We start from the raw sequence: 23,064 nt of genomic DNA, 5'->3' as shown, positions 1-23,064 counted from the left end.
GGGTGCGTCAGCGCAAAGCCTCCCGGTGGGCCCGCTCGATGAGCTCGCGCAGCTCGGCGTCCTCGCGGACCTCCTGGCCGTGCTTGTCGTCGGGCAGGTCCTTGATGCGCTGCTCGTCGGCCGCGAGCAGCTCGTAGTTGCGGGCCCGGGTGTCGTCGTCCAGCTCCTGGTCGACGGCCTCCTTCGCGTGCTTGCGCGCCGCGGACGACACGCTCTTCGCCTTGCCCGACGCGCTGAACAGCGAGGCCACGACCGTCACGGCCAGCACGCCGATGATGACGACGAGCGAGAGCCCGGTGCTGATCTCGACTACCGGCAGCGGCTCCCCGCCGCCCAGGAACGGCAGGTTGTTCTCGTGCAGCGCGTGCAGGATCAGCTTGACGCCGATGAAGCCCAGGATGATCGCGAGCCCGTAGGACAGGTAGACGAGCCGGTCGAGCAGGCCGTCGATCAGGAAGAACAGCTGCCGCAGCCCCATCAGCGAGAACGCGGTGGCCGTGAACACGATGTAGGTGTTCTGGGTCAGGCCGAAGATCGCCGGGATGGAGTCGAGCGCGAACAGCAGGTCGGTGGCGCCGATGGCGACCATCACCAGGAGCATCGGCGTCAGCATCCGCTTGCCGTTCTCGTAGGTGAACATCTTGTCGCCGTCGTAGTGCTCGCTGGTGTGGAAGAACCGCTTGGCCAGCCGCACCATGACGTTGTCCTGCTGCTCCTCGTCGTCGTCCTCGCGGAGCAGGTTCACCGCGGTGACGATGAGGATCGCGCCGAAGATGTAGAACACCCAGGCGAACGAGTTGATCAGCGCCGCGCCGAGGAAGATGAAGCCGGTGCGGGCGAGCAGCGAGAACACGATGCCGAACAGCAGCACCTTCTGCTGGTCCGCCCGGGGCACGGCGAAGCTCGCCATGATGATGAGGAAGACGAACAGGTTGTCGACCGAGAGCGCCTTCTCGGTGACGTACCCGGCGAAGTACTCGGTGCCCATGGTCGCCCCGCCGAACCACCACACGCCGATGCCGAAGACGATCGCGATGCCGACGTAGATCGCCGACCAGACCGCCGCCTCGCGCAGCGTGGGGATGTGCGCCTTGCGCACGTGGAAGACGAAGTCGAAGAGGAGGAGACCGACGATCCCGACGATCGTCAGGCCCCAGACGAGGGCGGGTACGTCCATGAGCGTCATCCGTTCCGGGTGGCGGCATTAGGAAAGGGCAGTGTGTCGTTTCCCTGTAGTGTGACGTACGGCCCCTGCCCCTGTGTTCCCCGGAGAGGAGATCCGCCCCTATGACCTCGGGCACACGCGGCCCCGGACGCCCGCCGGACCCGGAGCGTGAGGCGGCGATCCTCGACGCCGCCCTGGAGGTCCTCGCCGAGGTCGGCTACGACCGGCTCACCGTCTCCGCGGTGCACAAGCGGGCCCATGCCAGCGCGAAGACGGTGTACCGGCGCTGGTCGGGCAAGGAGGAGCTGATGACGGCGGCGCTGCAGCACGCCGTCACCCGCGCCGGCCACGAGTCCGCCGAGCTCCCCGACACCGGCACGCTGCGCGGCGACCTGGTCGCCAACCTGCACCGCCCCTCCGCCGCGCCGACCCGCAACCTCACGCACGGGCTGCTCGCGGTCGCGGCGTCGAGCGGCGAGCTCGGCGCGCTGGCCCTGGAGCTGCTGCGCTCGCAGGAGGCGCGGCTGATGAAGGTGATCCTCGCGCGGGCCCGCGAGCGCGGGGAGGTCGGCGACGGCGTCGACGCGATGCTGGTCGCCGACGTCACCCGTGGCATGACGCTGCAGCACCTGCTGCTCACCGACGAACCGGCCGACGCGGAGTTCGTCGAGACCCTCGTCGACCGGGTGCTGCTCCCCGTGATCAACGCGGGACGCTCTGGCGTGTGACCCATCACGCACCCGGGTTAGGGTCCGTTCCATGACGAACCTCGCAGCCAACCTGGTGCAGACGGCGGCCGACCACGGTGACCGCCCGGCGGTGCGCCTGGACGACGCCGTCCTGACCTACTCCGATCTGCTCTCGTCCGCTGCCGGTGTCGCCGGGATGCTGAAGGACCGCGGGATCGAGCCCGGCGACCGCGTCGGCCTGGTGTTCCCGAACGTCCCCGCCTACCCGATCGCGTTCTACGGCGCCCTGCTGGCCGGCGCCACGGTCGTGCCGATGAACCCGCTGCTCAAGGCGCGCGAGGTGGAGTACTACCTCGAGGACTCCGGCATGTCGCTGGTGTTCGGCTGGGACGGCGGCGGCGACGCGGTCGCCGAGGCCGCGAAGACCGTCGGCATCGACTCGGTGATCGTCGGCGCCACGGGCCCGACCGAGGAGCAGCTCGGCGGCGCGTCGCCCGCGCCCGAGGCCGTCGAGCGGGCCGACGACGACACCGCCGTCATCCTCTACACCTCCGGCACCACCGGGCAGCCCAAGGGCGCCGAGCTGACGCACCACAACCTCGACACCAACTGCCGCACCACCGTCGACGCGCTGATCCAGATCACGCCCGACGACGTGATCATGGGCTGCCTGCCGCTGTTCCACGTGTTCGGCCTGACCTGCGGGCTCAACGCCTCGGTCGCCACCGGCTCGTGCCTGACCCTGATCCCGCGCTTCGACGCCGGGAAGGCGCTGCAGGTCATCGCGCGCGACCGGGTCACCGTGTTCGAGGGCGTCCCGACCATGTACGCCGGGATGCTGCACCACAACGACGCCGACTCGGCCGACGTCTCCTCGCTGCGCACCTGCATCTCCGGCGGCTCCGCGATGCCGGTGGAGATCATGAAGGCGTTCGAGGACAAGTTCGGCTGCACGATCCTGGAGGGCTACGGCCTGTCCGAGACCTCGCCGGTGGCCTCGTTCAACCAGCCCGGCAAGGAGCGCAAGCCCGGCACCATCGGCTTCGAGGTCCCCGGCTGCGAGATGAAGGTCGTCGACGACGAGGGCAACGAGGTCGCCGAGGGCGAGCCCGGCGAGATCGCCATCCGCGGCGAGAACGTCATGAAGGGCTACTGGGGCCGCCCGGAGGCCACGGCGGAGTCGATCCCCGACGGCTGGTTCCGCACCGGCGACGTCGCCACGAAGGACGCCGACGGCTACTACACGATCGTCGACCGCAAGAAGGACCTCATCATCCGCGGTGGCTACAACGTCTACCCGCGCGAGATCGAGGAGGCGCTCTACGAGCACCCCGCCGTCGCCGAGGCCGCCGTCATCGGGATCAAGCACGGCGACCTCGGCGAGGAGGTCGGCGCGGCCGTCGCGTTCAAGTCCGGCGAGTCGGCCGAGCCCGACGAGCTCAAGGCGTTCGTGAAGGAGCGCGTGGCGGCGTACAAGTACCCGCGCCACGTGTGGGTGGTCGACGAGCTGCCCAAGGGCCCGACCGGCAAGATCCTGCGCCGCGAGGTGGAGGCGCCGGAGGGCACGGGGAGCTGACCCCCCGCTCTGCGCTCGCACACGGCGGGGTGCTCGCCGCGAGCGGGGCGCTCGCACACAGGGTCCGGGGCCCGCACACAGGTCCGGACCTGTGTGCGGGCCCCGCGGCCTGTGTGCGAGCCCCGCGGTGTGCGGCCTGCGGGCGTCAGCGCCCGCCGTCGAGCACCGGGATGAGCTGCTCCTCCTCGTAGGCGAGGTGGCGCTCGAGGTCGTCGACGAGCCGGTCGACCTGCACCGCCACCCCCGCTCCCCCCTCGGCCAGCACCGCGGCCAGCCGCGCGGTGAGCGCGGCGATCTCCTCGTGCTCGCGCCGCAGCCGCTCCAGCACCGGGGCGAGGTCGGGGCGGGTGCGGTCGAGGAACGGGAACATCGCCGCGTCCTCGCCGCCGTGGTGGTGGCGCAGGCCCGCGCACAGCGTCAGGCAGTTCATCCGGAGCTGCGCGCCGAGCCCGGGGCCGGCGTCCGCCATCTCGGTACGGATCAGGGCGAGCTCGCGCCGGAACGCGTCGTGCACGAGCCGCAGGGCCGCGCCGGGCGAGCCGGCGGCGACGTCGGGCGGTCCGTCCTGGACGCTGCGCAGGGCGACGACGGGCAGCACGCGCGTGGTGCCGTCCTGGTAGGCGGCCCAGCCCGGGTCGGCCTCGGCGGCGCGCGCGAACGCGGCGTCGCGCTCGTCGCCCTCGAGGATCGTGGCCTCGGCCGGGTAGGTGAACACGCCGTCCTCGACGACGGCACGCGGGTCGGCCCGCAGGTTGTGGAACCACGCGGGATGACGCGGTCCCCCGCCCGCAGACCCGATGACGAGCACCCGCTCGCCGCCGTCGGGCAGGTAGCCCAGGGGCACGGTGTGCGGTGCGCCGGTGCGGGCGCCCGTGGTCGTGAGCAGCAGCAGGCGGGCGTCGGCGAACCAACCGCCGACCCTGCCGTGGTGCGCGCGGAACTCCGCGATGATCGGGTCGTTGAAGGCGTTCGGCAATTGTTCTCCATTTCCTGGGCATGACGGAGCGCCGCCGGGGCGACGTGGATGCCGCGGCGGTGGAGGGACGAGAAAAGGGCGAGCACGGCCGGAGCGGGCCGACGGCGGGTGACCCGCGGACGCAGAGGATCCGCAGGTGGAAGGTGTTCTGTGGGGCAGGCGGGCCACGGGCCCGCCGGGCGGTCACGCCCTGGCCGGGTGCCCGTCTCGTGAGCGGCGCGAGGCCGACCCGGCAGTCATGGCGCCGACCTTATCGGCGGCGCACCCTTTCCGGCAATACGCGGAAAAGGACTCAGCTCGTCACGTCCGCCGGCCGGACGGCGTCGGGAACGGGGTGGCCGAGGTGGGTGAGCCAGCCGCGCAGCACACGGTGCAGGTCGCCCGCGCCGACGATCTCGTGGTCGGGCGCCGGCAGCACCGCCGGGTGCAGCAGGAACCCGCGCGACTGCGCGCCGCCGAGCCCGCCGTGGCTGCCGACGTGCGGCTCGAACGGCGGGGCATCCTCGGTGGCGGGGTCGTAGCAACTGTTGATCATGAGGTCGGCGCAGTTGCCGAACGTGTCGACGCGGCGCACGAGGTCGGCGGCGTGCGGGCCGTAGCCGGCGAGCGGGTCCTCGCCGAGGACGACGCCGGTGGCGAGGCGGTGCAGCCCGTCGCGGCCGAGCACGACGGGCCCGAACTCCGCGCTGCGCACGAGCAGGAACCCGATCCCCGGGTGGTCGACGAGCCCGGGCAGCAGGTCGGGGAACTCGCGCTCGATCGTCTCCAGCTCCACCCGCCCCTCGTGGTCGGTGAACGACACCATCGCCATGTGCCCGGACGCCACGGCGACGACGCCCGGCGCGACGCGCGGCACGCGCTCGTCCTGGGCGACGTGCGGCGCGGGCTCCTCGGCGCGGACGCGCTCCACCCGCTCGCGGAGCCGGTTGGCGACGAACCCGCGCCCCGACGCCTCCGCCAGCACGGTGCCCGCCTGCCAGCCCTTCTCCGAACGGCCGGTGGCGCCGTGGGTGGTGCCGGGCGCGCCGCACAGCCGTCCGACGAGCTCCTCGACCGACTCGCCGAAGCGGTCGGCGAACGCCCAGCCCTGCGTCTGGCCGTGGTCGGACAGGCACACGACGAGGTAGCGCCGCGGCGCGAGCTGCGTCGCCCGGTGCAGGCGGCCGATGTGCTGGTCGATGTCGCGCAGCACGGCGAGGGAGTCCCAGCGCTCGACGCCGGAGTAGTGCGAGACCTCGTCGTAGCCCAGGAAGTCGGCGTAGACGCAGGCCCGGCCGTCGAACATGTCCTCGATGACCGCCGAGACGACGACGTCGCGGGCGATGACGTTCGTGCCGGCGCGCACGAACGGGAACCACAGCCCGCGGTGCACGCGCGGGAACACCTTCCGCTGCCGCTGCGTGATCGACGCCCGCAGCTCCCGGACGATCTCCGCGACCGCCCCGCCGAGCGTGCGCAGCGCGTTGACCGGGCTCGCGAAGTAGGCGAAGTACCCGTACCCGGAGGCGACGTGGTGGCGCCCGCGCCTGCCCCGCCCGCTCAGCACGGGCACCGCGCTCATCGTCAGGCTGACGTAGGGGGCGTCGCCGGTGAACAGGTTGCCGTGCCCGGCCCCGTCGACGGCGAGCAGCCCGCGCCCGTCGGACGCGCGGCGCTCGATCTCCGCGGCGTCGAGCGGGTTCGAGCACGCCATGACGTGGTCGCCGTCCTTCTCGTACCAACGGAAGCCCAGGATGTCCGACGAGTCGCCGTGCAGGATCCCGCAGACGCTGGCGCCGGTCTGCGAGCTCCAGTCGGTGTTCCAGTGCGTGAGGCGGTGACTGCCCTCGGCGAGCCACCGCGAGAACACCGGCATCTCGCCGCTGCGCAGCGCGCGCCGCAGCGTGTCGTGGCCCAGGCCGTCGACCTGCAGGAACAGCACGCCCGGGGGGCGGTCGTCGGTGTCGGAGGTGGCGCCGGGGCGGCGCGCGGCGCGGCGGAAGAAGACCTCGTCCTCGTCGATCGCGAGCAGGCCCGACACCAGCGCGCCGACCACCGACATCACGATCGCGACGCCGATCGCCGTCGACAGGTTGACGATGGTGACGCCCGGGATCGCGAACGACACCAGCAGCAGCGCGGCGCCGATCACCAGGTAGGACGCGACGCCGAGGGTGAACACCGCGACCGGCAGCGCGACCCGCAGGATCAGCGGCCAGACCACCGCGCTGAGCACGCCGAGCGCCAGCGCGAGCACCGTCGGCTGCCACCAGCTCGTCATCTCGAAGCCGACGAGGAGCTCGTCGAGCAGGGTGAGCGCGCCGGTCGTCAGCACCCAGACGGCGAGCAGCCGCAGCAGCACCCGGCCGCCGCGCACCATGCGCCCGGCACCCTCGGGAGGACTCATGCGCGTGCCTTCCTCGCATCCGCTCGCAGCCGCGACACCAGGGCGCTGAGCCCGGCCACGGCGAACACCAGACCGGTGGCCACGAGCGTGGCCACCACGGGGGAGTCGAAGAGACCGCCGCTGACGACGCCGAGCACGGCGTACGCGGCGGCCCACAGCACGCAGGCCAGCAGCGCCGCGGGAACCAGGCGCCGCCACGGGTAGTCCAGCGCGCCGGCGGCGAGCAGCACCGGGATGCGGCCCGCGGGCAGCAGCCGCCCGACGACGACGAGCAGGCCGCCGCGCGTCGCGAACCGACCGCGGACGGTGTCGAGGCGGTCCTGCGACTGCCCGCGCGCCAGCCACCGCCTCGCCGCCGCGCCGCCCGCGCGGGCCAGCGCGAACGTCACGAGGTCGCCGATCAGCGCCCCGGCGACCGACAGCAGCAGTACCAGGACCAGCGACAGCCGCCCGGTCGTCACCGCGATCGCGGCGGCGGCACCGACCACGGCCCCGGTCGGGACGACCGGCACGATCGAGCCGAGCAGCACGCCGCCGAACACGACGGGGTAGCCCAAGGTCGTGGGGTCGGTCCAGTCGATCCCGAGGGCACTCATCGCTGCACCGGCAGCGGCGGCAGCGCGACGCGCTCGCCCGGCTCGGTCAGCGCCACGTGCGTGCCGACGCCGGCGGCGGCCACGGCGGCGGCGAACTCGCGCGGCGGCTCCACCAGCAGGCGGCGCATGTTCTCCCCGCGCGCGCCCGGGGCGCGGGTCAGGCCGGGCAGCGCGAGCGTGCCCCAGTGCACCGGCACGGCGACGCGCGGGCGCAGCAGCGCGACGGCCTCCGCGGCGCGCACCGGGTCGAGGTGCCCGGGCCCGAGCGAGGGTCCCCAACCCCAGACCGGCAGGAGCGCGACGTCGGGACGCGGGAGGTCGGCCATGGCGTCGAAGAGGTCGGTGTCGCCGGAGACGTAGACGGTGAGCCCGTCGGCCTCGACGAGGTGCCCCATCGCGCGGGCCTGCGGGCCGCGGGTGGAGCGCGGGCCCCAGCGGTGGCCGCTGTGCGCGGCCTCGACGCCGGTGACGCGCAGGCCGCCGTCGACCAGCTCCTCGCCGATCCCCAGCTCCTCCACCCGGGCGATCCCCTTGCCCCGCAACCACTCCCCCGCCCCGCGCGGCACGACGATCCGCGCCCCCGTGAGGCGGCGCAGCGACGGCAGGTGCAGGTGGTCGGCGTGCAGGTGGGAGAGCAGGACGAGGTCGACGCCCGCGTGGTCGGCCGGGTCGACCGGCGCGGCGGTGCGGCGCAGCGGCCCGACCCGCCCGGTCAGGACCGGGTCGGTCAGCACCACCCGCCCGGCCAGCTCCAGCCGGGCCGTGGAGTGGCCGAGGAAGCGCATCTGCACGCCTGCAGTATCGCTGGCCGGGCGGTCCACGATCGACACGCACCCGACCGACCCCGCCACAACTCCCGGCGAGTTTGCCGCCGACGCCAGGCGAGTTGTCCGATCCGGCCCGGCGAGTTCGCCCATCCCCCCGGCGAGTTTGCCGATCGAGCCCCGCGAGTTCGCGGATCACGTCCGGCGAATGTGCCGATCGCACTCAGCGAGTTCGCGGATCACGCCCGGCGAGTTCGCGACGCTCCCTCCGCGGCCGCCGGGCCCGATCGGCGGACTCGCCGGGCAGGGCGGCGAACTCGCGGGGCAGGGGCCGTCAGGCGAACGCCACCGGCTGCCCGGTCGACTCCAGCACCGCCATCCACAGGTCGCCGTGCGGATCGACCTGGTTGCGCCGGCTCACCGCGGCCGCCATCGGCACGTGCACGAACCGGCGCCGGTAGCGGCCCACCACCATCTCCGTCCGCCCGCTCATCGCCGCGTGCACGGCGGCCTGCGAGAGGCGCACGCAGTAGACGGAGTCGTAGGGGTTGGCGGGGACGCTGCGGATCGCGTAGCTCGGGTCGATGTAGCGGATGGAGGTCTCGATGCCGGCGTCGGCGAAGTGGTCGCCGATGCGGCGGCGCAGGTAGGGCCCGATGTCGCCCAGGCGCGCGTTGCCGGAGGCGTCGGCGTCGGGGTCGTGGCCCAGCAGTTCCTGCCCCGCGCCTTCCGCCACCACGACGACGGCGTGCCCCCGCTCCTGCACGCGCCGGCGCAGGTGGGCGAGCAGGCCGCCCTCGCCCTCGAGGCCGAACGGCACCTCCGGGATGAGGACGACGTCGGCGCCGCTGCGGGCGAGCGCGGCGTAGCTCGCGATGAAGCCGGAGTGGCGTCCCATGAGCTTGACGAGGCCGATGCCGTTGGCGGTGGAGGTCGCCTCGACCCGCGCGGCGCGGATGGCGTCGCTCGCGTGGGAGAAGGCGGTCTGGAAGCCGAAGCTCTGGTCGATGTAGGGGATGTCGTTGTCGATCGTCTTCGGGATGCCGACGACGGCGATCATCAGGCCGCGCTCGGCGACGGTGGCGGCGATCCGCATGGCCCCGCGCATCGAGCCGTCGCCGCCGACGACGAACAGGACGTTGACGTGCAGCCGCTCCAGGCAGTCGACGATCTCGTCGGGGTCCTGGTGGCCGCGCGAGGTGCCGAGCACCGTGCCGCCGTCGGTGGCGATGTCGCGCACCGACTCCGGCGTCAGGTCGACCACGTCATGGCCGTAGGAGGGGACGAAGCCCTGGTAGCCGTTGCGGATGCCGATGACGCGCCGCACGCGGTAGTGGTAGGTCAGGGTGCGGACGAGCCCCGCGATCACGTCGTTCAGCCCCGGGCACAGGCCCCCGCAGGTGACGACGGCCGCGCGCGTCTTCGCGGGGTCGAAGAAGATCCGGCGCCGGGGCCCGCACGGCTCCATCCCCGGCAGCTCCGACGCCGGGACGCCGCGCGCGGTGATGCCCGCGAGCGTGTCGTCGAGCAGGACCTTGTCGTCCTCGTCGACGTAGTGCTCGCTCGTGCGGCTGTTGTCGAGCAGCTCGGCGAGCGGTGACGCGATGCGCGCCGGGCCGAGCGTCGAGATCGCCAGGTCCGGCGACGGCGACGCGCTGCGCGGGAGGGTGACCACACGGGCGGGCTCGCTCACGGCGCGCTCCTCGTCAGGGCAGGTCGGACAGGGTCCGGCGCGCCGACGAGCCGGTACTTGACCGGTTCAGTGTGCCGTGCGGCACCCCGTCATCTCAACCCCATCACCCGACGGACCGCGATCTCGATGACGACCCGCTCCGGGTTCTCCCGCGGCACGCGGTAGCGCTGCGCGTAGCGGCGCTCGGCCTCGCCGACGGACACCCGGTCGGTCCGCACCACCGCGGTGCCCTCCAGTGTCGACCAGCGGCCGCCGTCGACCTGCGACACCACCGCCGTGCCGCGCTCGGCGGCGTTGCGGGCCTTGAGCGAGCCGCCGCGGCAGATCACGCGCGCGATGCCGGCCTCGACGTCGAGCGTCACCCCCACCGGTACGACGTGCGGGCTGCCGTCGGCGCGCAGCGTCACGAGCGTGCAGAGGTGGCGTTCGGTCCAGAACTCGCGGAACCCGTCGGAGACGTCGGTGAGAGTGCGCACCGTCGGACGCTATCAACTTGCCATTGCCAACCATCTCTGTTCACCTGATGCGGTGGCGTCCCCGGTGTCCCGTCCTGCCGTCGTGATCGGCGTGCTCGCGTCCTGCGGCCTGGCCGTGTCGCTCATGCAGACCCTCGTCGTCCCGCTGCTGCCGCAGTTCCCGCGCCTGCTGGGTGCGTCGACGTCCACCGTCACCTGGCTGGTCACGGCCACGCTCGTCGCCGGGGCGGTGTGCGCGCCGGTGCTCGGGCGCCTGGGCGACATGTACGGCAAGCGGCGGATGCTGCTGGTCGCGCTCGGGTCCGTCACCGTCGGGTCGGCGCTGGGGGCCGTCGCTCCGGGCATCGAGGTGCTCCTCGTCGCGCGGGTGCTGCAGGGCGCGTCGCTCGGCGTCGTCGCGCTGGGGATCAGCATCATGCGCGACCTGCTGCCCACCGAGCGCGTGGGCAGCGGCGTCGCGCTGATGAGCTCGTCGCTGGGGATCGGCGGCGCGATCGGACTGCCGATCACGGGCTTCGTCGCGCAGCAGACGAGCTGGCGGTGGCTGTTCGCCGGGGCCGCGGTGCTCGGCGCGGTGCAGTTCCTGCTGGTGCGCCGGGTCGTCGCGGAGTCGCCGTCGCGGTCGGGCGGGCGCTTCGACCTCCCCGGCGCGCTGGGCCTGTCCGCCGCGCTCGTCTGCCTGCTGCTCGCGATCTCCAAGGGCAGCGACTGGGGCTGGGGCAGCCCGGTCGTGCTCGGCCTGCTCGTCGCGGCCGTCGTGCTGTTCGTCGCGTGGGGGCGGTGGGAGCTGCGGTCGTCGTCGCCGCTGGTCGACCTGCGCACCACCGCCCGTCCCGCCGTCCTGTGGACGAACCTCGGCTCGATCCTCATCGGCTTCGCGATGTTCGCCCAGTTCCTGGTGACGACGCAGGTGCTGCAGGCGCCGGTGGAGTCGGGCTACGGGTTCGGGCTGTCACTGGTCACGGCCGGGCTCGTCCTGCTGCCGATCGGCGGCGCGATGGCGGTGTTCTCGCCGGTCTCCGCCCGGTTGTCGGCGCGGTTCGGTCCGCGCACGACGCTCACCGCGGGCACGGTCGTGCTGATCGGCGGGAACCTGTCGATGGCCGTCCTGCCCGGCTCGCTCGCGCTGGTGATGGTGGCGGCGACGGTCACCGCGATCGGCGCGGCGCTGTCCTACTCCGCGCTCCCGCTGCTGATCATGGACGCGGTGCCGCCGACCGAGACCGCCGCGGCCAACAGCCTCAACACCCTCATGCGCATGCTCGGCACGTCCTCGTGCAGCGCGGTGGTGGCGGCGGTGGCGAGCGGCCTGACGATCACGGTCGGCGGGGTGGTACTGCCGGCGGGCACGGCGTACACGGTGGTGTTCCTGGCCGCGGCGGGGGCGGCGGTGGGAGCGACCGTGATCTCGGCGCTGACGCCGCGCGCCACGCCGGTGACCGCGGCGCCGAGCCTGAGTGCGGCGGCCTGACGGCACCGGCGGCGAGCTCGCGCAGCAGAGCGGCGACCTCCGGGCAGAAGCGGCGAACTCGCGCGGCCCGGCGGCGAACTCGCGAGGCGTGGGGGTCAGGTCGGCGGGCGGAAGATCATGCAGCTGCTCGTGGCGTGGGCGCACAGCCGGTCCTGCCCGTCGTACAACCGCGCCTCCGCCAGCGCCGTCCGCCCACCGAGGTGCACCACCAGCCCCTCGCACCGGACCGGGCCGGACTTCTCCCCCAGCCCGCGCAGGAACTTCACGCTGAGGTCCAGGCTCGTGTACCGGACGCCGGCGGGCAGGGCGGAGTGCACCGCGCAGCCCGTGGCCGAGTCGAGCATCGTCGCGTAGACGCCGCCGTGGACCGAGCCGATGGGGTTGAAGTGGAACTCCGCAGGCTCCAGCCCGAACACCACGCGCCCCTCCTCGACCTCCAGCAGCGACATGCCGAGCGTCGAGCCGATCGGCGCGAGCGCGACCTCCCCCGCCACGACCCGGCGCAGGAACGTGAGCCCGTCGACGCCCTCCGCGGCGGCGGCCGTCACCATCGGGTCCTCCCAGCGGTACGTGCGCTCACGCACGGCGTTCGGGGGCGCCGGGGCCGGGGTGGCGGTCATGCCGGTTCCTCCAGGGACACGGGAGCGGGTGCGGGGACGGGAGCGGAGCGGGCCCGCGCGGCGCCGACCACGACCCCGCACAGGACCGTGACGATGCCACCCGCGGCCATGGCGATCCACCCCGTGCGGAACGCCTCGAACGACGAGCCGGCCGCGGCGAGCCCGGACAGCAGCAGCGCGATGCCCAGTACCGCGCCGATCTGGCGCGCGCAGGTGCCGACGGCGCTGCCCGTGGCGAACCGCACGGGCGGCAGCTCCGACACCGCCGCCGTGCCGAGCCCCGCGTAGACGGCGCCGACGCCGAGGCCGGTGAGCAGCTGCCCGGGCAGGAACACGGTGAGCCAGGCCGGGTCGGGCCCGACGGCGCCCGCGAACAGCACGCAGCCCGCCGTGAACAGCAGCCCCCCGGTGACGACCGACGCGCCGGCGCCGAACCGGTCGGCCACCCGCCCGCCCACCGACGACGCCAGCGCGGCCATCAGCGGCCCGGGCGTGACGGCGAGCCCGGCCGTGAGCACGTCGTAGCCCCAGACGCCGGTGAGGAACAGGATGTTCGACAGCAGCAGCGCGTAGAAGCCCCCGGAGAACACGAGGTAGCCCGCGATCGAGCCGGCGAAGCTGCGCAGTCGGAACAGCGCGGGCTCCACGAGCGGGCGCGCGACCCGGGCGCTGCGGACGCCGAACAGCACCAGCAGCACGGCGCCGGCGACGAGCGGCCACACCGCGTCGCCCCAGCCGCCGTCCTCCCCGCGCACGATCCCCAGCGAGATCGCGGCGACACCCGTGCCGAGCAGCACGACCGAGACCGGGTCGGGCAGCCGGGCGTCGGGGTCGCGCGACTCCGTCAGCACGAACCGCGAGGCGACGAGCGTGAGCACCACGACCGGCAGGTTGACGAAGAACACCGCGCGCCACCCGAAGGCGTCGACGAGCACGCCGCCCAGGGCCGGGCCGGTGGCCGCGGCGATCGCGCCGGTGGCGCCCCACAGCCCGACGGCCGCACCGCGCCGCTCGGGCGGGAACGCCGGGAGCAGCAGCGCGAGCGAGGCCGGGGCGAGCAGCGCGGCGGCGACGGCCTGCACCGCGCGGGCCGCGACGAGCGCACCCGCCGTCGGCGCCAGCGCGCAGGCCAGCGAGGCGAGCCCGAACAGGACGAGCCCGACGCCGAAGATCCGGCGCCTGCCCCGGGCGTCGGCCAGGCGGCCGGCCGGGATGAGCAGCGCCGCGAACACGACGTTGTAGGCCGTGAAGACCCACGAGAGGTCGGCCAGCGACGTGTCGGGGTAGGTCGCCCGGACGTCGGGGAAGGCGATGTTCACGATCGTGACGTCGAGGAAGACCAGGAAGGCCGCCAGCGACGTCACCGCGAGGACGAGGGCGGGTCGCTGAGTTCTCATGGTGGACGCAGACAAACATGCTGCGTCCTCGCGCGCAACCCATCCGCGGGCTACCCTGGCCGCATGGACTTCAGGGAGCTGCCCAGCGCCCGCTGCTCCGTGGCCCGGACCGCGGCGCTGGTGGGCGACGCGTGGACCGTCCTCGTGCTGCGGGACCTGTTCAACGGGATCCGCCGCTTCGACGACCTGACCGCCCACCTGGGCATCGCGCGCAACGTCCTCACGCGGCGGCTGGTCACGCTCACCGAGTCCGGCCTCGTCGAGAAGGTGCCCTACCGCGAGCCCGGCCGCCGCGAGCGCCACGAGTACCGGCTCACCCCGGCGGGCCGCGACCTGCGCCCCGTCCTGCTCGCGATGCTCGACTACGGCGACCGCCACCTGGCCGGAGCCGACGGCCCGCCGATGCGCGTGGAGCACGCCGGGTGCGGCGCGCCGGTGCACGTCGAGGTGCGGTGCGCCGAGGGCCACGTGGTGGAGTCGGGCACGCGCCTGAACACGCTCGCGCTCGAGCCGGCCCTGCGAGCCGGTTGACGCTCGCGGGCGCGGGGTACGCCCCGCAGCATGGGTGACCACGAGCGCAGCGCGACCGTCGAGGCCGAGCCCGGCGTCCTGTTCGACTACCTCTCCGACGTGGAGAACCTGCCGCACTACTTCGCGGCCATGCGCTCGGCCGAGCCCGCGGGCGGGGAGAAGGTGCACACCGTCGCCGAGGTCGAGGGCACCGAGCGCGAGGGCGACGCCTGGTTCACCGCCGAGGAGGAGTCGCGCACCATCCGCTGGGGCGCGCCCGGGCCGCACGACTACAGCGGCGAGCTCGAGGTCACCGGCGCCGCCTCCGGCTCGCAGGTGACCGTCCGCCTGCACACCGAGCACGTCGAGGACGAGCGGATCGAGCGCGGGCTCGAGGAGACCCTCGACGCGATCAAGCGCAACGTCGAGCAGGACGCCGACCCCGCCGCGCCGTAGGCCTCAGTCGTGGCGGACGTCGCGGCGGATCGGGTGGTCCGGCGGCACCTCGACGACCACGATGCGAACGCCGTCGGGGTCGGCCAGCCACATCTCGCGCAGGCCCCACGGCTCGGTCCGCGGCTCCCGCACGACGTGCGCGGCGAGCTCGCGGGCGGCCACGTCGAGGTCGCGGACCTGCAGCCACAGCGCGACGCCGGTGCGCTCCCCCGGCTCGCGCGCGCCCGACACCTCGACGAACCCGTTGCCGGCGAAGAAGACCGTGCCGCCGGGGAACTCGCGGGCGACCGCGAGGCCCAGGACGTCGCGGTAGAAGGCGAGGGTCGCGTCGTGGTCGGCGGGCCGCAGCAGGACGCGGGACGAGAGGATCTCCACGGCTCAGCCCGGGTGCGCGGCGAGGTGGTCGAGCAGGCGCGCGGCGAACTCGGCGGGCGCCTCCTCGGGGATCCAGTGGCTGACCCCGCGCAGCTCCGCGTAGGTGTAGGGCCCGGTCACGTGGCGGTGAGTGAGCTCGATGCCCTGCCGCGTGATCGCGGTGTCGCCGTCGCTCCAGACGAACAGCGTGGGCACGGTGACGGGCGGGTCGGTCTCGCGCGGGTCGCTGACGGCGATGCCGCGGTACCAGTCGAGCGCGGCGGTGAGCGCGCCCGGCTGCGCCATCCGCAGCGCGTCGCGGCGCGCGCGCTCGGGCGTCTGCCCGGTGCGGCGCAGCGCCCCCTCCAGGACCGGCGACCACCCGCGCTCGTCGGGCCGCAGCAGCCGCTCGGGCACCCACGGCAGCTGGAACGCCCCGATGTACCACGACGCGAGCACCTGCCGGGTCGTCACGAGCGACCGCGCGAACGCCGCGGCGGGCGGCACGGAGACCGCGGTGAGCGAGCGCACGGCGTCGGGGTACCGGGAACCGAGCCGCCACGCGACCGCCGCGCCCCAGTCGTGGCCGACGACGTGCGCGCGGCCGCCGGCCAGCTCCGCGACCACCGCGAGCGCGTCGGACGCCAGGTCGGCGAGCCGGTAGGCCCTGCGCCCGGACGGCCGCGCACCGGCCGCGTAGCCACGCTGCTCGGGGGCGAGCGTGCGGTAGCCGGCCCCGTTCAGGGCGGGCACCACCTCGTCCCAGGACTCGGGGCCCTGCGGGAAGCCGTGCAGCAGCAGGACCGGCGGGCCGTCGGGGGGACCGGACTCGCGGACGTCGAGCGTGCCCACCGGGATGCGTACCGCCGTCGTTCGTACCGTCACGCACCCATCATGGCGGGTTTCACCCCGGTTCCCCCGGGCGCAGGTTGTGCCGCCCCTGCCGGGTCGGCTTGGGTGGGTCCCGGCCGGTGACCCCGGCGCACCGGACGAGGGGAGCGAGATGAACCAGGCGTTCCAGCGCATCGCGATCGTCAACCGCGGCGAGCCCGCCATGCGGTTGATCCATGCCGTGCGGGAGTGGAACGCCCAGCCGGACCGCGTCCCCCTGCGGACGATCGCGTTCTACACCGCGGTCGACCGGGCGGCGATGTTCGTGCGCGAGGCCGACGAGTCGGTCCTCATCGGCTCCGACGACCCGGACCAGGCGTTCACGGGCACCAACCCCTACCTCGACTACGCCGAGCTGGAGCGCGCGCTCAAGGAGTGCGGCGCGGAGGCCGTGTGGCCCGGCTGGGGCTTCGTCTCCGAGCGCGCCGAGTTCGCGCAGCTGTGCGCCGACCTGGGCATCGTGTTCATCGGACCGTCCGCGCAGGTCATGGAGCGCCTCGGCGACAAGATCGCGGCGAAGAAGCTGGCCGCCGAGGTCGGCGTCCCGCTGGCGGCGTGGAGCGGCGGGCCCGTCGCCGACGTCGAGGACGCGCGCCGGCACGCGGAGACGATCGGCTATCCGCTGATGGTCAAGGCCACCGCGGGCGGCGGCGGGCGCGGGATCCGCAAGGTGAACGCGCCCGAGGAGCTCGCCGAGGCGTTCGAGCGCGCGGGATCCGAGGCCGCGAAGACCGCGGGCGACGCCACCGTGTTCCTCGAGCGCGCGATCTCCGGCGGCCGCCACGTCGAGGTGCAGGTCGTCGCCGACGCCACCGGTGACGTGTGGACGCTCGGCGTCCGCGACTGCTCGGTGCAGCGGCGCAACCAGAAGGTGCTGGAGGAGTCGGCGTCCACGGCGCTCGACGCCGAGCAGGAGCGGCTGCTCCGCGACTCCGCGGCCGCGCTGGCGAAGGCCGCCGGTTACGTCAACGCGGGCACCGTCGAGTTCCTCTACGAGCCCAAGGAGCGACTGCTGTCGTTCCTCGAGGTCAACACCCGGCTGCAGGTGGAGCACCCCGTCACGGAGGTGACCACCGGCGTCGACATCGTCAAGCTGCAGCTGCACGTCGCGATGGGCGGCAGGCTCGTCGACGTCGCCCCGGAGGCGCCGCCCGCGCGCGGACACGCCATCGAGGCCCGGCTCACCGCCGAGGACCCCGAGAACGGCTTCGCGCCCGCCCCGGGCCGCATCGACCACCTCGCCCTGCCCAGCGGCCCCGGCATCCGCGTCGACACCGGCGTGGCCGCGGGCGACGTCATCCCGCCGCAGTACGACTCGATGATCGCCAAGATCATCGCCTGGGGCCGCGACCGCGAGGAGGCCCGCGGCCGGCTCAGCCGGGCCCTGCGCCAGACCGCTGCGGTGATCGACGGCGGCACCACGAACAAGGCGTTCCTCATCGACCTGCTCGGCCGCCCGGAGATCCTCACCGGCGACACCGACACCACCTGGCTCGACGGCCTCATGGCCGCGGGCTACACCCCGCCCCAGCGCCTCGACGTCGCGCTGCTCGCCACCGCGGTGGAGGCGCAGGAGGCGCACGTCGCCCGCCAGCGCGAGCGGCTGTTCGCCTCCGCCGAGCGCGGGCGGCCCGAGGTCGGGCACGAGACCTGGTACCAGGTCGACGTCCGCGCGGGCGGCGAGTCCTACCGGCTGCACGTCGCGCAGGCGCGCGGCACGCGCTACCGGGTGCTGCTCGACGGCACCGCGCTCGACGTCGACACCGAGCGCACCGGCCGCTTCGAGCGCCGGCTCACCGTCGGCGGGCAGACCTACTCGGTGCTCACCGCGCCGCAGGACCCCGACGTGCTCGTCGAGGTCGACGGCGCCGTGCACCGCATCTCCGGCGGCGAGGTCGGGCTCGTCCGCGCGCCCGCCCCGGCGATGGTCGTCTCGATCCCGGTGTCCGCGGGCGACGAGGTCGAGGCCGGTGACGTCGTCGCGGTCGTGGAGAGCATGAAGCTGGAGACGGCCCTGCGCGCGCCCGTCGCCGGTCGCGTCGCGGAGATCCTCGTCGACGCGAACACGCAGGTGGAGGGCGGCACGAAGCTCGTCCGCCTGCAGCCCGACGCCGACGCCGACGCGGGCCCCGGCGGGCGGCGCGTCGACTTCTCCGCCCTCACCGGCGTCGACGCCCGCCCGTCCGACAGCGCGACCGACGCCGCCGACGCGCTCACCTCGCTGCGCTACCTCGTGCTCGGCTTCGACATCGACGACCGCGACGCGCGCCCGCTGCTCGCCCGCCTCACCGCCGCCCGCGACGCGCTGGCGCCCGACGACCCGGCCGTCCTGGCCGGCGAGACCGCGGTCCTGCGGATCTTCTCCGACCTGGCCGCCCTCTCGCGCAACCGCCGCGGCTCGGTCGACGGGGAGCCCACCGGCGAGCAGGAGCGCAACCCGCAGGAGTACCTGCACGCCTACCTCCGCTCCCGCGACGCGGAGGCCGAGGGGCTGCCCGAGTCGTTCCAGGCCCGGCTGCGCCAGGCGCTGGCGCACTACGGCGTGCCCGACCTGGAGCAGTCCGAGGCCCTGTCCGGCGCGCTCTACCGGATGTTCCTCGCGCACCGCCGCGCGTCGGCGCACGTGCCGGTGGTGCTCGCGCTGCTGCAGTGGCGCCTCACGCACCCCGACGCGCTGCCGGAGTCGGCGCGCGAGGAGTACCTGCGCACGCTCGACCAGCTCGTCACGGCCACCCAGCTGCGGCACCCGGTGGTCGGCAGCCTGGCGCGGCGCGTCCGATACACCTGCTTCGACGCCCCGCTGATCGCCGCCGAGCGGGCCGCCGGGCAGCAGCAGGTGCGCGCGCAGCTCGACGTGCTGCCCGAGCCGGGCGACCCCGCCCGGGCCGAGGGCATCGAGCGGATCGTGGCCGCGGCGGAGCCGATCCTCGACGTGTTCGGCGAGCAGCACCACGCCGCGATGCTCGAGGTGATGACCCGGCGCTACTACCGGATCCGGCCGCTGCGCGACGTCACCGTCTCCGACCGCGGCGGGCGCCCCCTGCTGACGGCGACCTACACCCACGACGGCGGCGAGGTCACGGTCCTCGCCACCACCGTCTACACCTCCCCCGACGCGCCGGCCGGCACCGACCCGCGGGCGGTGCAGGGCGACCTGCGGCGCCTGCTGCTGCAGGTCCCGGCGGGCTCGAAGGTCGCGCTCGACCTGTACGTGATCGCCGGCGAGGCGCCCGACGCCGACCCCGAGCGGTCGGCGGAGAAGATCCTGGCGCTGCTGGGGCGGCTGCCCGAGCCGCTCGCGCAGGTGGCCGTCGCCGTCCGGCGTCCGCGGGGCGACGAGCGCTCGGCCTGGTTCACCTTCCGCCCCGGGCCGGACCGGCGGCCCGTCGAGGACACCACGCTGCGCGGGCTGCACCCGATGGTCGCCGAGCGGCTGGGGCTGTGGCGCTTCGGCGACTTCACGCTCGAGCGCCTGCCCTCGCCCGTCGACGTCCACCTGTTCCGCGCGGCCGGCCGCAACGTGCCCGACGACGTGCGCCTGCTCGCGCTGTCCGACGTCCGCGACATCACCGTCCAGCGCGCCGACGACGGCACCATCCGCGCGATCCCGCAGCTCGAGCACGTCCTGGACGCCTGTCTCGACGCGCTGCGCTCGGCCCGCGCCGCCGGCCGCGCCGACGCGAAGCTGGAGTGGAACCGCGTCCTGCTCTACGTCTGGCCGGTCGTCGACATCCCGCTCGCCGACCTCGACTCGCTGGTCCGCCTGCTCGCGCCGCGCAGCGACGCGCTCGGGCTGGAGCAGGTGATGGTCCAGTTCCGGCTGGCCTCCGGGCGGGCGGGTGGAGCCGGAGCGGGAGAGCCCACGGAGCACCTGCTGCGCCTGTCGCGCCCGCCCGGCGCCGGGCTCACGGTGCGGGTCACCGACCCGCCCACCGAGCCGATGCGCGAGCTCGACGCCTACGCGCAGAAGGTGATCCGCGCCCGGCGCCGAGGCGCGGTCTACCCCTACGAGCTCGTGCCGATGCTGCTGCGCAACCCCGACGCCGGGGGGCGGCCGGGCGTGTTCACCGAGTACGACCTCGGCGAGGGCGGCTCGCCCGTCGTCGTCGAGCGCGCACCCGGCGGTAACACGGCCAACCTCGTGCTCGGCACCATCACCACGCCGACCGCGCGCTACCCGGAGGGCATGACGCGGGTCGTCCTGATCGGCGACCCGACGAAGGCGCTGGGCGCGCTGGCCGAGCCCGAGTGCGCGCGCGTGATGGCTGCGCTCGAGCTCGCGCGGCGCCTCGACGCGCCGATCGAGTGGTTCGCGGTGTCGGCCGGCGCGAAGATCGCGATGGACTCCGGCACCGAGAACATGGACTGGATCTCCCGCGTGCTGCGCGGGATCATCGAGTTCACGCAGTCCGGCGGCGAGCTGAACGTCGTGGTCACCGGCATCAACGTCGGCGCCCAGCCGTACTGGAACGCCGAGGCCACGATGCTCATGCACACCAAGGGCATCCTGGTGATGACGCCGGAGAGCGCGATGGTGCTCACCGGCAAGCAGAGCCTCGACTACTCCGGCGGCGTCAGCGCCGAGGACAACTTCGGCATCGGCGGCTACGACCGGATCATGGGCCCGAACGGGCAGGCGCAGTACTGGGCGCCCGACCTGTCCGGCGCCGTCGACGTGCTGCTCGCCCACTACGCGCACACCTACCGCGCGCCGGGCGAGCGGTTCCCGCGGCCCGCGCCGTCGTCCGACCCGGTCGACCGCGACGTCTCGCCGTCGCCGCACAGCGGTCCGGGCTGCGACTTCGCGACCGTCGGGGAGATCTTCTCCTCGGTCACGAACCCGGAGCGCAAGAAGCCCTTCGACATCCGCTCGGTGATGGCGTCGGTCGCCGACGCCGACCACCCGACGCTGGAGCGCTGGGCCGACATGATCGACGCCGAGGGCGTGGTCGTGATCGACGCGCACCTGGGCGGGCAGCCCGTCGCGATGCTGGGGATCGAGTCGCGCCCGCTGCCGCGGCGCGGGCGGATCCCCGTCGACGGGCCGTCGTCGTTCACGGCGGGCACGCTGTTCCCGAAGTCGTCGAAGAAGACGGCGCGGGCGATCAACGCCGCGAGCGGCAACCGCCCGCTGGTGGTGCTGGCCAACCTGTCGGGCTTCGACGGGTCGCCGGAGTCGCTGCGCGAGGTGCAGCTGGAGTACGGCGCGGAGATCGGGCGGGCCGTCGTCAACTTCGACGGGCCGATCGTGTTCTGCGTGGTGTCTCGCTACCACGGCGGCGCGTTCGTCGTGTTCTCCAAGACGCTGCACGACAACATGCAGGTCGCGGCCGTCGAGGGCTCCTACGCGTCGGTGATCGGCGGGGCGCCCGCCGCGGCGGTCGTGTTCGCGGGCGAGGTCAACAAGCGCACGGCGGCCGACGAGCGGGTGGCCGGGCTGGTCGCGCGGATCTCCGAGGCCGAGCAGGCGGGCGACGACGCCGAGGCCGGGCGGCTCACCGCCGAGCTGGCGACGGTGCGGCCCAGCGTGCGCTCGGAGAAGCTGGGGCAGGTGGCCGACGAGTTCGACACCGCGCACAGCGTGCAGCGGGCGAAGCGGGTGGGCTCGATCGACGAGATCGTGCCGGGGCCCGAGCTGCGGCCCTACCTCATCGACGCGGTGCGCAAGGGGATGGAGCGGGCGCTGGCGCAGTCCTGACCCGTGGATGCACTCGGGTGTTCCGGCACTCGTCTCCGCTCACGGCCCGGCGGCCGGCGGCTGGCGCCGCCTCGTGAGTGGCGTCAGCCGCAGACCGACTTGGAGCGCAGCACCCGGGTCACCGCGGCCGTGTTCTCCCCCGCGTCCAGCGTGCCCGCGGCCAGGGCCGGCTCCAGCGCGTCGAGGATCGGATCCGGGTCGCCGCCGGCCGACCACAGGGCCACGTCGGCCCCCGCGTCGAGCGCGGCGAGCACGGCCTCGGGCAGCTCGTACTGCCCCGTGACGGCCTTCATCGCGCCGAGGTCGTCGGTGTAGACCACTCCGGCGAAGCCGTACTCGTCGCGCAGCAGCGCGTACACCGCCGGGGTGAGCGAGCTGGGCAGGCCGTCGGTGAGGCCGGGGACGTCGAGGTGCCCGACCATCACCGCCGCGGGCAGGGGGCCCGTCGCCAGCGGGGCGCCGGGGCCGACGAGATCGGCGTAGGGGCGCAGGTCGGCGCTGCGCAGCTCGTCGAGCGGCGGAGTGGTGACGCGCCCGGCGTGCGAGTCGCCGTCGGCCCGGCCGTGGCCCGGGAAGTGCTTGACGACCGGCTCGATCCCGGCCTCGCGCAGGCCCTCGGCGAACGCGAGGGCGTAGCGCGTGACGTCGTTGGGGTCGGTGCCGAAGGACCGGTCGCCGATCACCTCGCGCGCGGACTGCCCCCCGAGGTCGACGACCGGCGCGATGTCCTGCGTGACGCCGCGGGCCGCCAACGCCCGGCCGCGCGCCACCGCGAGCGCCCGCACCTCGTCGGTGGTCATCCCGCTCATCGCGCGGGCGCTGGGCAGGTCGCCGTCGAGCTCGTCGATGCGCTGCACGCGCCCGCCCTCGTCGTCGACGGCCACCGTGACCGGGAGCCGCGCCCCCGCCTGCAGCGCGCGCAGCGCCTGGTCGCGCAGCAGCGCGGTGGCGTTGCCCGGCAGGAACACCCCGCCCACCTGGGACGTGCGCACGGTCTCCGCGGCCGCCGCCGGGTCGGCCGCGTCGACGCCCACCATGAGCCGTTGCGCGAGCAGCGCCCGCGGCGACATCGCGGCGACGACGGCGGCGCAGTCGGGCAACCGGTCGTCGACGGGAGCGGGTGCGGCCGCGTGCGCGGCCAGCGGCACCGGCGCCGCCGGGGCGGGACCGGTCGGCACCAGGAACGCACCCGTGCACGCCAGCACCCCTGCCGCCAGCCCGACGAGCCACGGCCCGGCCGACCGGCGGGCCGGGACGGCGCGGGCGCGCAGGCGGACGGACGAGTGGTGCGTGTGGGGGCGGCTCATCACCGGTCATCCTGCACCCCGCCGGTCGCGACGACACTC

Annotated in this window: 18 protein-coding genes; 6 read left to right on the top strand and 12 right to left on the bottom strand. The window is 74.4% G+C overall.

Annotated elements, in window-relative coordinates; genetic code table 11:
- Nucleotides 1-7: 7 nt before the first annotated feature.
- Nucleotides 8-1,177: a TerC family protein gene (locus I4I82_RS20825; protein ID WP_218589436.1), complete on the bottom strand. Its 1,170-nt coding sequence runs from the start codon at nt 1,175-1,177 to the stop codon at nt 8-10.
- A 110-nt stretch (nt 1,178-1,287) separates the two neighbouring features.
- Here I4I82_RS20825 and I4I82_RS20820 point away from each other — a divergent pair, with 110 nt between their 5' ends.
- Together I4I82_RS20820 and I4I82_RS20815 are read left to right on the top strand one after the other, a co-directional pair.
- Nucleotides 1,288-1,893, top strand: a complete 606-nt coding sequence (locus I4I82_RS20820) for a TetR/AcrR family transcriptional regulator (protein WP_218589437.1) — start codon at nt 1,288-1,290, stop codon at nt 1,891-1,893.
- Nucleotides 1,894-1,924: 31 nt separating this feature from the next.
- Nucleotides 1,925-3,430, top strand: coding sequence for a long-chain-fatty-acid--CoA ligase (locus I4I82_RS20815; RefSeq protein ID WP_218589438.1), 1,506 nt, complete (start codon nt 1,925-1,927; stop codon nt 3,428-3,430).
- Between the two features lie 145 nt (nt 3,431-3,575).
- On the opposite strand, the gene I4I82_RS20810 is transcribed toward I4I82_RS20815, so the two are convergent.
- The 6 genes from I4I82_RS20810 to I4I82_RS20785 all read right to left on the bottom strand — a co-directional run bounded on the left by I4I82_RS20810 (nt 3,576) and on the right by I4I82_RS20785 (nt 10,321).
- On the bottom strand, nt 3,576-4,406 hold the full coding sequence (locus I4I82_RS20810) for a nitroreductase/quinone reductase family protein (protein WP_218589439.1): 831 nt from the start codon (nt 4,404-4,406) through the stop codon (nt 3,576-3,578).
- 292 nt (nt 4,407-4,698) lie between these two features.
- Complete coding sequence (locus I4I82_RS20805; RefSeq protein WP_218595949.1) at nt 4,699-6,792, bottom strand: phage holin family protein; 2,094 nt, start codon at nt 6,790-6,792, stop codon at nt 4,699-4,701.
- Complete coding sequence (locus tag I4I82_RS20800) at nt 6,789-7,373, bottom strand: DedA family protein (RefSeq protein ID WP_218589443.1); 585 nt, start codon at nt 7,371-7,373, stop codon at nt 6,789-6,791. The genes I4I82_RS20805 and I4I82_RS20800 overlap by 4 nt, the downstream gene beginning before the upstream one ends.
- Nucleotides 7,374-7,384: 11 nt before the next feature.
- Nucleotides 7,385-8,173 carry an MBL fold metallo-hydrolase gene (locus I4I82_RS20795; protein WP_218596508.1) on the bottom strand — a complete coding sequence of 263 codons (789 nt, stop codon included), beginning with the start codon at nt 8,171-8,173 and terminating at the stop codon, nt 7,385-7,387.
- Between the two features lie 313 nt (nt 8,174-8,486).
- Nucleotides 8,487-9,845, bottom strand: coding sequence for an ATP-dependent 6-phosphofructokinase (locus tag I4I82_RS20790; protein WP_226370164.1), 1,359 nt, complete (start codon nt 9,843-9,845; stop codon nt 8,487-8,489).
- A gap of 89 nt (nt 9,846-9,934) precedes the next feature.
- Nucleotides 9,935-10,321, bottom strand: coding sequence for a pyridoxamine 5'-phosphate oxidase family protein (locus I4I82_RS20785; RefSeq protein ID WP_218594298.1), 387 nt, complete (start codon nt 10,319-10,321; stop codon nt 9,935-9,937).
- 64 nt (nt 10,322-10,385) lie between these two features.
- On the opposite strand from I4I82_RS20785, the gene I4I82_RS20780 reads away from it, so the two are divergent.
- Nucleotides 10,386-11,792, top strand: a complete 1,407-nt coding sequence (locus I4I82_RS20780) for an MFS transporter (protein WP_226370163.1) — start codon at nt 10,386-10,388, stop codon at nt 11,790-11,792.
- Nucleotides 11,793-11,887: 95 nt separating this feature from the next.
- Here I4I82_RS20780 and I4I82_RS20775 read toward each other — a convergent pair whose 3' ends face one another.
- Complete coding sequence (locus tag I4I82_RS20775) at nt 11,888-12,412, bottom strand: PaaI family thioesterase (protein ID WP_218595948.1); 525 nt, start codon at nt 12,410-12,412, stop codon at nt 11,888-11,890.
- A complete protein-coding gene (locus I4I82_RS20770) occupies nt 12,409-13,809 on the bottom strand; it encodes a DHA2 family efflux MFS transporter permease subunit (protein WP_218595947.1) in 1,401 nt (466 codons plus the stop codon). The genes I4I82_RS20775 and I4I82_RS20770 overlap by 4 nt, the downstream gene beginning before the upstream one ends.
- A 63-nt stretch (nt 13,810-13,872) precedes the next feature.
- Here I4I82_RS20770 and I4I82_RS20765 point away from each other — a divergent pair, with 63 nt between their 5' ends.
- A complete protein-coding gene (locus tag I4I82_RS20765; RefSeq protein WP_218589671.1) occupies nt 13,873-14,340 on the top strand; it encodes a winged helix-turn-helix transcriptional regulator in 468 nt (155 codons plus the stop codon).
- A 30-nt stretch (nt 14,341-14,370) separates the two neighbouring features.
- Entirely contained in the window at nt 14,371-14,775 is a 405-nt protein-coding gene (locus tag I4I82_RS20760; RefSeq protein ID WP_218589670.1) for an SRPBCC family protein, read from the top strand.
- A gap of 3 nt (nt 14,776-14,778) precedes the next feature.
- Here the strand turns inward: I4I82_RS20760 and I4I82_RS20755 are convergent, their stop codons facing one another.
- Together I4I82_RS20755 and I4I82_RS20750 are read right to left on the bottom strand one after the other, a co-directional pair.
- On the bottom strand, nt 14,779-15,150 hold the full coding sequence (locus I4I82_RS20755) for a VOC family protein (RefSeq protein ID WP_218589669.1): 372 nt from the start codon (nt 15,148-15,150) through the stop codon (nt 14,779-14,781).
- Between the two features lie 3 nt (nt 15,151-15,153).
- Nucleotides 15,154-16,014, bottom strand: coding sequence for an alpha/beta fold hydrolase (locus tag I4I82_RS20750; protein ID WP_226370162.1), 861 nt, complete (start codon nt 16,012-16,014; stop codon nt 15,154-15,156).
- 118 nt (nt 16,015-16,132) lie between these two features.
- On the opposite strand from I4I82_RS20750, the gene I4I82_RS20745 reads away from it, so the two are divergent.
- Nucleotides 16,133-21,718: an ATP-binding protein gene (locus tag I4I82_RS20745; protein WP_218589668.1), complete on the top strand. Its 5,586-nt coding sequence runs from the start codon at nt 16,133-16,135 to the stop codon at nt 21,716-21,718.
- Between the two features lie 83 nt (nt 21,719-21,801).
- Here I4I82_RS20745 and I4I82_RS20740 read toward each other — a convergent pair whose 3' ends face one another.
- Nucleotides 21,802-23,025: a glycoside hydrolase family 3 N-terminal domain-containing protein gene (locus tag I4I82_RS20740; protein WP_218589667.1), complete on the bottom strand. Its 1,224-nt coding sequence runs from the start codon at nt 23,023-23,025 to the stop codon at nt 21,802-21,804.
- Nucleotides 23,026-23,064: the final 39 nt, after the last annotated feature.

This window comes from Pseudonocardia oceani (assembly GCF_019263585.2).
GTDB classification, from domain to species: Bacteria; Actinomycetota; Actinomycetes; order Mycobacteriales; family Pseudonocardiaceae; genus Pseudonocardia; species Pseudonocardia oceani.
This window is presented reverse-complemented; position numbering and strand designations above follow the sequence as displayed.